We start from the raw sequence: 10,309 nt of genomic DNA, 5'->3' as shown, positions 1-10,309 counted from the left end.
GTCAGCAGCAAGTAGCATCAATTTCGTTAGTTTTACCCATCCTTGTGTCGCCGTTCGGGTGACGCAAGGATGGGGGCTGGATGTCTAAAGTTGAGTCATTATAACTACAAATCTCAGCCTGTAACGCCACCTTTCTTGAGTGGATAGTGCTTGCCATCACGCAAGATTGACTGGGAGCAGGACGCTCGGCACAATCCTGTTGCGTTTCGTGGCGCGCGCGTGCACCCTGAAACTTGAAACAGTGGCCGCTGCGCCTATCAATTCGCGCGTCCCTGAATTACGGATATAGACATGGAAGCATGGTTCATTTATTTGCTGACTGGTGGTGTGGTCGGTTTTTTTGCCGGGTTGCTGGGTATCGGTGGTGGTTTGCTGATGGTGCCGATTCTGGCTTCCGTGTTCCTGTCGCTTGGCTTCCCGGATGACCGCATTCTGCACCTGGCGCTGGGCACCACCACCGCGATCATTGTGCTGACCTCGATTGCCAGTCTGCGTGCGCATCATGCGCATGGTGCCGTCAATTGGTGGGTCGTGCGCCATATTTCGCCCGGTATCATCCTGGGTGCGCTGGCGGGTTCTACCCTGGCCGGCCAGCTTCCAAGCCAAACCCTGGGTATAATCTTTGTGCTGTTTATCTATTGCGCCGCCACGCAAATGTGGCTCAATATCAGGCCCCGTGCCGGCTATTCGCTGCCGGGCAAAGCCGGTATGTTTGCGGCAGGCGGTTTGATTGGTGCGGTTTCCAGTCTGGTGGCGATTGGCGGCGGATTGCTGACGGTGCCGTTTCTGGTTGCCTGTCAGATCGGGATGCACCATGCCATCGGCACAGCGGCCGCAGTCGGTTTTCCGGTCGCGCTGGCCAGCGCCATCGGTTATGGTCTCAATGGTATGATACAAACACAACCGTTGCCGGAATATGCATTGGGGTATATTTACTTGCCCGCACTCGCCTTGGTCGCAATGGCGAGCGTGCTGACCGCGCCGCTGGGCGCGAAAACCGCACATGTTCTGCCAACCGCTGCACTCAAAAAAATTTTCGTCGGGTTGCTGTATCTTTTGGGGACCAAACTGCTGCTCGATTTTTGGAATTGATTTCGGATTTTCAGTGACCAGGCATTAATATCATCTATGACAAACGATTTATCCAGGCGTGACCTGATGGGGATTGTGGAATATTCCGAGCGGCAGATGCTGCATGCCGAACTGAATGCGGATATTTACGAGCTCCTGAGCATTCCCTTGCAGCTTTCCCATTTGGTGTTGCTGTCCGACCGGCAATGGGTGGGACGGGAGCGCCACCTCGTTATCCAGCTATGTGAGCGCTTCGGTGTCAAGATTCTGAATGGCGCTTTTGATCAGTTGAGCGTCGAGCTGGGTCTTTTCCGGCTGCGCTGGGAGCGTCATACCGAGTATTCCACTTACACCTTCTATGGCACGGGTCCATTCGATGTGCCTTTTGCCAAGCCGACCATCTCCTTTGTGCCGCGAGATTGGCTGGCGAGCCTGCCGGGAGAGGTGCTGGTGGCCACGCATATTGCTCTGGACGATCGCAGGCGTCCCAGCCGCAGCTTGAGTGAGCTGGCCACCCTGTTTGCCTCGAATACGGTCATCGGCTCCAAGGTGTCCGGTGGCAGCGCCAGTGTCTGGAGCGACAATCAGATTCATCCGGATGGCTTCACGCGCATTCTGATACATGACGACAATCTGCGCAGCCGCCAGGTTGGGCGGCTGGTGCAGCGTCTGCTGGAGATCGAAACCTATCGCATGCTGGCCATTCTGCCACTGACCATGACACGGGATGTCATCCCGCAATTGGAGCAATATGAAGATCAGCTGGCCGATCTGATCGTATCCAACCAGGCGCTCAATAACATCGAAGATGAACAGCAGTTATTGGTCCAGCTGACTGGCCTGGCCTCCGAGATCGAAAAGATTTCGGCCCAGTCCGGCCATCGCTTCAGCGCCTCGCAGACCTATCACGCCATCATGCAGCAGCGAATTGCCGAATTGCGCGAGGAGCGTATCGAGGGGCTGCAGATGCTGTACGAGTACAGGAAACAGCGCGTCACTTCCGCCATGGGTACATTTGATCTGGTGCGCTCCAAACTCGAGATCCTGTCCTTGCGTGTGGCACGCGCCACGTCGATGCTGCGCACGCGGGTGGATCTTTCCATGGAATCGCAGATCCGGGATTTGCTCAAGTCCATGAACAGCCGTGCATATTTGCAGCTGCGTCTGCAGGAGACCGTGGAAGGGTTGTCGGTTGTCGTGCTGAGCTATTATTTGCTCGGTATTACGGGCTATGGTTTCAAGGCGGCCAAGGCAGCCGGGCTGGCTATCAATGTCGAGTTGATGACCGGGATCGCGATTCCTTTTGTCGTGGTGATTGTCTTCTTGGCGATAAGAAGATTTCGCCGTATGTTGAGCAAGTCTGGTGATGGGGGTGAGTGAGGTGTCGTTCCGGATTGACTGATTGATGACGGTTTGCCATTCCCGTCACGGGCGGCAGATCGAGCAGCATTGCTGCTGGCGCTTTCCCATCGAGCGCATCCGACTCCGGTCTCTGGGATAATTCTTGAAGGAGTTAGAACATGGATGACGGTAACAAGAAGCTGACAACCAGTGCTGGCGGGCCGGTAGCGGATAACCAGAATGTCATGACCGCTGGCCCACGCGGGCCGATGTTGCTGCAGGATGTTTGGTACCTGGAAAAACTCGCCCACTTCGACCGCGAAGTGATACCCGAGCGCCGGATGCATGCCAAGGGTTCGGGCGCATATGGCACCTTCACGGTCACGCAGGATATTACCCGTTATACCCGGGCGCAAATTTTTTCCCAGGTTGGCAAGCAAACCGATTTTTTCCTGCGTTTTTCCACCGTGGCGGGGGAACGGGGGGCGGCTGACGCGGAGCGGGACATCCGTGGTTTTGCCGTCAAGTTCTATACCGAAGAGGGCAATTGGGATCTGGTGGGCAACAATACACCGGTATTTTTTCTGCGCGACCCGCTCAAGTTTCCCGATCTCAATCATGCCGTGAAACGGGATCCGCGCACCAACCTGCGCAGCGCCCAGAACAACTGGGATTTCTGGACGCTGCTGCCGGAAGCGCTGCATCAAATCACCATTGTCATGAGCGATCGCGGCATTCCCGCGACTTACCGCCATATGCATGGCTTCGGCAGCCATACTTTCAGCTTCATCAATGCCGAGCAGGTACGTTACTGGGTCAAGTTTCACTTCAAATGTCAGCAGGGGATCCAGAATTTGGCCGACGCCGAGGCCGAATCATTGATCGGCAAGGACAGGGAAAGCCATCAGCGCGACCTGTATGACAGTATCGAGCGAGGCGAGTATCCACGCTGGACTCTGTGCGTCCAAGTTATGCCGGAACAGGAGGCAGCGCATTGCCCCTATAATCCGTTCGATCTGACCAAGGTCTGGCCGCACAAGGACTATCCGTTGATCGAAGTCGGTGTGCTGGAACTCAATCGCAATCCCGACAACTATTTTGCCGAAGTCGAACAGGCCGCCTTCAATCCAGCCAATGTCGTGCCGGGTATCGGCTTTTCACCGGATAAAATGCTGCAGGGCCGCCTGTTTTCCTACGGCGATGCGCAGCGCTACCGTCTGGGCGTCAATCATTATCAGATTCCGGTCAATGCGCCACGTTGCCCCTTTCATCACTATCATCGTGACGGCGCCATGCGGGTCGATGGCAATTATGGCGGCACACTTGGATACGAGCCCAACAGCTATCGGGAATGGCAGCAGCAGGCTGAGTTTCAGGCGCCTCGCCTGGATCTGGAGGGTGCGGCAGGGCACTGGGATCATCGCGTGGATGAGGATTACTATACCCAGCCCGGCAATTTGTTCCGCCTCATGAACACCGCGCAACGGCAAGCCCTGTTTGAAAATACTGCCCGCTCCATAGGGGGTACGCCGCGCGAGGTGCAGAAACGGCATATTGCCCACTGCCTGAGAGCCGATCCGGCCTATGGGGAAGGCATTGCCGATGCGCTCGGCATTCCTGTGGACGAAGTTACCGAGTAAGTGTGTGCCCGCGAATTTTCTTTGTTCCAGCGAGAAACAGTGTCTGCCAGGCCGGACAAGGAGATGGCTGCCTATGCCTATGCCGGTCTGGCATAATCCTCAACCGAGAACCTGAGCGACAATGGTGACCGCATTCATAACCCATTCGGTTTGTCTGAAACATGCCATGGGATTGGGGCATCCGGAATGCCCGGAAAGACTCGAGGCAATCAAACGCCAGCTCGATGCAGCAGGTATTTTTCCAGCGCTGCAACAGCATGATGCGCCGCAGGCCGAATGCGAACAGTTGCTGCGCGTGCATACCGAGAGTCATGTCCGCCGGATCGAATCATCTGCCCCGCAGCATGGCCTGGTAAGCCTGGATCCGGACACATCGATGAATCCCTATACGCTGGAAGCGGCGTTTCGGGCCGCCGGGGCAGTGATTCTGGCGACCGATTTGGTCATGCAGGGAAAGGCAGCCAACGCGTTCTGCAGCATACGGCCTCCTGGCCACCATGCCACCCGTGATCAAGCAATGGGATTCTGCTTCTTTAATAATGTCGCGGTCGGCGCGGCGCATGCCATCTCCCAGCATGGTTTGACGCGTGTGGCGATCGTGGATTTCGACGTGCATCATGGTAATGGCACCGAGGATATTTTCCGGAATGATGCGCGCGTCCTGCTGTGCTCGACTTTTCAGCATCCGTTCTATCCCTATAGCGGTGCGGCGGGCAGTAGTGACCATATCATCAATGTGCCGCTGGTGGCGGGATCGAGTGGCGAAGTCTTCCGTCAGGCGGTCACGCGCTACTGGCTGCCTGCCCTGAATGCTTTTCGTCCGGAAATCATTTATGTTTCAGCCGGGTTTGATGCCCATCGGGATGATTATCTGGCCGGCCTGAATCTTGATGAATCCGATTATGCCTGGGTAACCGAACAAATAAAAACGGTGGCGGATGAACATGCACAGGGGCGCATCATCTCGGTATTGGAAGGCGGCTACGATCTGGCTGCGCTCGGCCGGAGTGTGGTGGCACATATTCAGGTATTGTGCCGTGGTTGATTGATGGGTGCTAGGAGGCTGTCCAAGAATAGTCTGATCTACTGCGGACGAACCTGCCAGGCTGGATTTTTCGATCCTTTTCGTTGAATAGAACAACTATTCGCCTCAAATGATCAAAAAATCCCGCTTAGCCAGCTTCGCCCTCGCTACGATCGCTATCCTCGGACAGCCTCCTAGACAAGCCGTAGTAAAATATGTGCCATCACTTGATCGATTGTGATGGGCCGCAAGTTTTTTGCCGTATGAATATTTTTACCGATGCAGGTATGACGCAAGCAAGTATGCAGCGAGAGCTTACAAGTGATGGCAAGGGGAGAACCCAGTCATGTTGACAGCATTGCGTCTGGCCAATTTCAAGGCCTGGCAGGAAACCGGCGTGATCGCGCTCAAGCCAGTTACCATGTTGCTGGGTACGAATTCTTCGGGAAAATCATCGTTGATCCAGAGCCTGTTGCTGTTGAAACAGACCGCCCATTCTCCGGATCGCTCGATGCATCTCAACTTGGGGGCAGATGAAGCCCACGACTATTTCAATTTTGGAAGCTTCAACGATATACTCAAGTCCGGCACGCAATCTCCGCGTCAGTTCGCTATCGAGTTCGCATTTCAGGCGGATCCGCAGTCGCGCATTGAGAGCGGTCAGTTTGCCTGCAGTTATGGGCAAACAACCCACGGGGCTGCAGTCATTCAAACCCTGGCGTTATCTACTGGCGGGCACCGCTTTCGCGCGCTGCGGCGCGAGAAAGGCGCTTATGCCATTTTTGTCAATGATGATGCGCTGCCACGCGCCAAAGGCCGGCACCTGGCACCGGAACGCTCGATTGCATTGTCCGCGGAAGCCATTGCCGTATTGGGTCATGTGGGCGCCATCGCGGAAGATTTAAGCCTCGCGATTCGCCGTGAACTGGAAAATATCGTTTATCTCGGGCCGCTGCGACGCAAACCGGAAAGGGATTATGTCTGGAATAAAATGACGCCAGGTCAGATTGAAAGCGATGGGCATCGTGCCGTCGATGCCCTGTTGGCCAGTGCGCTGACCAGAGGGGCGCAGCACAATGCAGTGCTGGATGGGGTGTCGTTCTGGTTGAACCGCATGAAGGTGGCGGACAAACTGGAGGTCAAGCAGCTGGGCCGTTCCAACCGTTATGAAATCGTGGTGCATCAGGCTGGCGTGAGCGCCAACTTGCGTGATGTCGGCATAGGCATCTCGCAGGTGCTGCCGGTCCTGACTGTCGCTTACTTCGCGCCCGCTGGCAGCACCATCATTCTGGAGGAACCGGAAATTCACCTCCATCCGCTGGCGCAGTCGGTATTGGCAGAGTTGTTCGTGGCAATGAGCAGGGCGCGCAGGATTCAGTTCATCGTCGAAACCCATTCGGAGCATCTGTTTCGTCGCATGCAAACGCTGATTGCCAGACGCGAGACGTCAGCCGAACAGATTGCGCTGTTTTTTGCTGAAAGAGAAGCGGATGGCGCGATGCTGAGAAAATTGACAGTGGATGAATATGGCCGGGTAAGTAACTGGCCCAAATATTTCTTCGGTGATGCGCTGGGCGAAACCAGGGAACAGGCACGATTGATGTTTACGCGCCAGCAGAGGCAAACCGGCCAATGAAACGGCGTTACATTGTGGATACCAATGTGCTGGTCGCGGCCAGTGCGGCAGTCCTGCAGTCTTCCCGGGCAATGAACGCCACGCCGCTGGATCCTGCCTTGCGCTTCAAGATCTGGCAATGGCTCTCGGCCTTCGAAGCCAGCTCCTCCCATCTGGTGTTGGACACGGCCGGCAAGATCACGCAGGAATATGACAACAATCTGGATTTTAATGACTATGGCACACAGGTGGTGATCCAGAAATGGAGCACCGCTGCCGTGGACAGCGTCGAAGTGCGTTACGACCAGGACGGTCATGGCATTCTACAACCGCCGCTGGACAGAGTGGTGCATGACCTGGCCGACCGAAAAATGGTGGCGGCGGCTCTGGCCGCGCTGAAACTGGAGGGCGACAGCGCGATTGCCTTCGCCGGTGATACCGATTGGCATGACTGGGAACAGGCGCTGATTGGCGCGGGGCTGTCCCTGGAGCCGATCATCGAAGAATGGTCGCGTGCCAAGCATGCCGAAAAAATGAAAAAGTGAATAGATAGCGATGCCGGAATTTTTTCGTTTTCCCCATACCCCGCATTTACTCTGGTTAGGCGAAGGCCAGCCGAGGGACGATAAAGTGCTGTCGGCACCCGAAGTGAGGGCGTTGCTGCAAGCAGAAGTCCTTATCGAGGAAAAACTGGATGGCGCCAATCTCGGCATTTCGCTCGACCAGAACGGCCAGCTGCGGGCCCAGAATCGTGGGCAATATCTCCAGCAGCCCTATGCCGGCCAGTTCTCCCGGCTGAATGGCTGGCTGGGCCAGCACGATGCCATCTTCAGGCAACACCTGACGCCGGCTTTGCTGCTGTTCGGCGAATGGTGCGCTGCCCGGCATTCGCTGGATTACGATGCGCTGCCCGACTGGTTTCTGCTGTTCGATGTCTATGATCTGGAGGCAGGCAAATTCTGGAGTGTCGAGCGGCGCAATCAGTTGGCTGGCAAGCTGGGCCTCGCCGTCGTGCCACTGCTTAAACGCGGCGTGCTGACCCAGCCACAACTGATCCATTTGCTGGAAAATACACCAAGCCAATACCGTGTCGGCAAAGTCGAAGGAATCGTCGTGCGCCATGATTCAGCCTGCTGGAATGAAAGCCGGGCGAAACTGGTCAACCGGGAATTTGTCCAGGCAATTGATGATCACTGGCGCAGTCGGGCGATAGAATGGAACCTGGTGAAAACGGCATCAGCCAGGTTTTGACCAACAAGCTGTTTGGAAACGTCAATTCCAGACCAGTGTGCGCTTGGCCTTGGTGGCGAATACCTCGCCAAGATGGGTGCACTTGTGCACCGTCAAACACCCGGCCCACAGCGATAATCGCCTTACAGCAAAAACCGGTGCACAGGTGCACCCTACGGGGCTGGCATTGCCGCATTGTCCGGCACTTTGAGATCCGCATGCTGCAGCCTGTACGGCCGAGAATGCCGGGTGAAAATCACACCGATATAATAAAGCGTGCCATTTGCGTCGAGCTGCCGCATAGCGGGTCGGCCGGTCCGATATCGATGAAACTGACCTGGTAGCCGTTACGGGCGGCGATGCCCTGCGCCCATTGCTGAAACCGGGTGCGGTTCCATTCGAAATGATGGCCCGGGTGCCGCAGCTGGTGAGGCAGCATGCCATACAGGATGTTGAATTCCTGATTGGGTGTGGTAACCAGTACTGTTCGTGGACGCATTTTTCCGAACACAGCAAGTTCCACCCGGGTCAGACGGCGGGGGTCGATATGCTCGATGGTTTCGACCAGCGCTGCGGCATCGAAGCCGGTCAATTCACAATCAGCCTCCTCGAAGGAGCCGTAGCGCACCTGCACGCGATCTGCCGGATGGGGGATGCCCAACCCCAGGCAGAGCCGCGCTTCATGGAGGACGGTTTGGTCAATATCGATTCCGACCAGACGGGTAAATTGCGGCTGCCGTACCAGGCGCTGCAGCAATTCTCCCGGGCCACAGCCGAGATCCAGTACACGGGCGGCGCCACTTTCCAGTAAATATTGAACGACTGTATCCAGGCGTTCCTCGTGCAGGTTGCTGGCCATAATTCTGAAATTTCAAGCTGGGCGCTATGTTATATCGCCAATATGTTGTGATGAACAGCACAAGTGGTCGTTTCCAGATTTGTCCTGAGGAATGAGGCGGCAAGCCAGATAACGGCGTGACAACGCCTTGGCATGGGGCAATCCTGCCGCAGCGCTGTGCCATACCCCGTGGCTTAAAACCCGCATATTTCTGCCTGTACAACTGGTATTTTCAAGAGGATTCGGTGACGGGTTTGTGCATCAACGCAACGTTCTGGAACGGCAACTCGCAATGCCAGCCGTGCTGTGCCGCCAAGTAACGCAGCGTCGCCTCGCGGTAGAACACCACGTGCGTCGGGTCGCGCCGGTAATGCCAGTTGGCGAACTTTGTATCGTCATGCTGCAGCGTCGTCATCAATGCCAGCCAGCCGCCGGGACTGAGCAGTGCATCGAGTTTGCTGAATTCTTCCGCGGGCCGATGAAAGTGTTCGGCAACCTCGGTGCAGGTGATGAAGTCGTATGTGTTGGCCAATACTGCCGGATCGGGATAGAAAAAGGGATCGAACAACGCGACAGTGTGCCCCGCTTCGCGCAGCATGATTGCCAGTGCCGGCCCTGGTCCGCAACCAAAATCCAGCCCTTGCCGGGCGGGTGGCAGACGTTCCAAGAGCGGGCTGGCAGCCCGATCGAGAAATGCGCGATAGGCGGCATCCATGGGATCGTTGCGGTGGAGGCGGTATTGCGCGAGTTCATCCTGACCGGAAGGGCGTTGCGATGGGTCGAGGAAGGTCGCGAGGCATGCCTCACAGCGCCAGTAGTCGCGGTCATCCACCGACAGAAAAGCTCTGCAGCCCTCGTTGTTGCAGACCGGACAGCGCATCAGCGTGTTTCGTGCTCGCTGGCGCAGGCAATGCAATGCGAAGCGGTCGGATCGATTTCCAGCCGACGTGGATCGATAGCCTCTTCACAGGATTGGCATACGCCATAATCCCCGGCGGCAATTCTGGCAAGCGCTCGTTCAATACGCCCGGCCAGAATTTTACGTCGCCGTTGTGTTTCAATGGCCATGGCCTGCCCCTGCATCGCATCCATACGCGACAACCGGCCGACGCTGGCTTGATCAAGTATCACCGGTTTTGCCGCTTCGCGGCTGGCATCCTCGCCGGCATGCAGTGCCTCGCGCATTTGCTCGAGTCTGGATCTGAAATTTTCGAGTGCTTGTTTATGCATGCTTGGGTTTTGCTATGATTGATGAGACGTTTCCGGTTTGATAATTCCTTGAATCCATCGCATCGTTTTGTCACGCGTCAACATATCTGCACATGGCTGAGAACGGCCGCCCGGAGCGCCGCATGACGATCATTGCTGCTGTTGGACCGAGTCACCAGTAATGAGGCCGCTTTGCCGAGGCCGGCAACAATCATGCTGCCGGGTCTGGTAACGTCATGAAATGGGGTAACTATTCAGCGTATTCTTTCTCTCAGTCATTCTGCAACATAAAATCAGGCAGTTTCCCAGCGAAGAGCAGGGAAAGCGCCTCGGAAGCAGAA

At 56.2% G+C, this 10,309-nt stretch carries 10 protein-coding genes; 7 read left to right on the top strand and 3 right to left on the bottom strand.

Translation table 11 applies throughout. The annotated features are described in order from the left end of the window. Positions 1-291: 291 nt before the first annotated feature. The 7 genes from BLV85_RS13180 (at position 292) to BLV85_RS13150 (ending at position 7,942) form a co-directional block, all read left to right on the top strand. Positions 292-1,092, top strand: coding sequence for a sulfite exporter TauE/SafE family protein (locus BLV85_RS13180; RefSeq protein WP_090415701.1), 801 nt, complete (start codon positions 292-294; stop codon positions 1,090-1,092). A gap of 36 nt (positions 1,093-1,128) precedes the next feature. Beyond that, the gene (locus BLV85_RS13175; protein ID WP_090415700.1) at positions 1,129-2,451 is read left to right on the top strand and encodes a DUF3422 family protein; all 1,323 of its coding nucleotides are present in this window, start codon (positions 1,129-1,131) and stop codon (positions 2,449-2,451) included. A gap of 140 nt (positions 2,452-2,591) precedes the next feature. Next, complete coding sequence (locus tag BLV85_RS13170) at positions 2,592-4,052, top strand: catalase (RefSeq protein ID WP_090415699.1); 1,461 nt, start codon at positions 2,592-2,594, stop codon at positions 4,050-4,052. Between the two features lie 121 nt (positions 4,053-4,173). Beyond that, entirely contained in the window at positions 4,174-5,097 is a 924-nt protein-coding gene (locus BLV85_RS13165; RefSeq protein WP_090415698.1) for a histone deacetylase family protein, read from the top strand. 325 nt (positions 5,098-5,422) lie between these two features. Then, complete coding sequence (locus BLV85_RS13160) at positions 5,423-6,712, top strand: AAA family ATPase (protein ID WP_090415697.1); 1,290 nt, start codon at positions 5,423-5,425, stop codon at positions 6,710-6,712. After that, a complete protein-coding gene (locus tag BLV85_RS13155; RefSeq protein WP_090415696.1) occupies positions 6,709-7,236 on the top strand; it encodes a hypothetical protein in 528 nt (175 codons plus the stop codon). The genes BLV85_RS13160 and BLV85_RS13155 overlap by 4 nt, the downstream gene beginning before the upstream one ends. 10 nt (positions 7,237-7,246) lie before the next feature. Then, on the top strand, positions 7,247-7,942 hold the full coding sequence (locus BLV85_RS13150; protein ID WP_090415695.1) for an RNA ligase family protein: 696 nt from the start codon (positions 7,247-7,249) through the stop codon (positions 7,940-7,942). A 235-nt stretch (positions 7,943-8,177) separates the two neighbouring features. On the opposite strand, the gene BLV85_RS13145 is transcribed toward BLV85_RS13150, so the two are convergent. The 3 genes from BLV85_RS13145 to BLV85_RS13135 form a co-directional block, all read right to left on the bottom strand. After that, positions 8,178-8,780 (bottom strand): methyltransferase domain-containing protein, encoded by a 603-nt coding sequence (locus tag BLV85_RS13145; protein WP_090415694.1) that lies wholly within the window; start codon positions 8,778-8,780, stop codon positions 8,178-8,180. A 211-nt stretch (positions 8,781-8,991) separates the two neighbouring features. Beyond that, on the bottom strand, positions 8,992-9,639 hold the full coding sequence (locus BLV85_RS13140; RefSeq protein WP_090415693.1) for a class I SAM-dependent methyltransferase: 648 nt from the start codon (positions 9,637-9,639) through the stop codon (positions 8,992-8,994). Continuing rightward, positions 9,639-9,989 carry a TraR/DksA family transcriptional regulator gene (locus tag BLV85_RS13135; RefSeq protein ID WP_090415692.1) on the bottom strand — a complete coding sequence of 117 codons (351 nt, stop codon included), beginning with the start codon at positions 9,987-9,989 and terminating at the stop codon, positions 9,639-9,641. Before BLV85_RS13135 ends, BLV85_RS13140 begins: the two co-directional genes overlap by 1 nt. Between the last annotated feature and the right edge of the window lie 320 nt (positions 9,990-10,309).

This window comes from Nitrosomonas halophila (genome assembly GCF_900107165.1).
Taxonomy (GTDB): domain Bacteria; phylum Pseudomonadota; class Gammaproteobacteria; order Burkholderiales; family Nitrosomonadaceae; genus Nitrosomonas; species Nitrosomonas halophila.
Note: the sequence above shows the minus strand (reverse complement) of the source record. Positions and strands in the feature narration are given on the sequence as shown.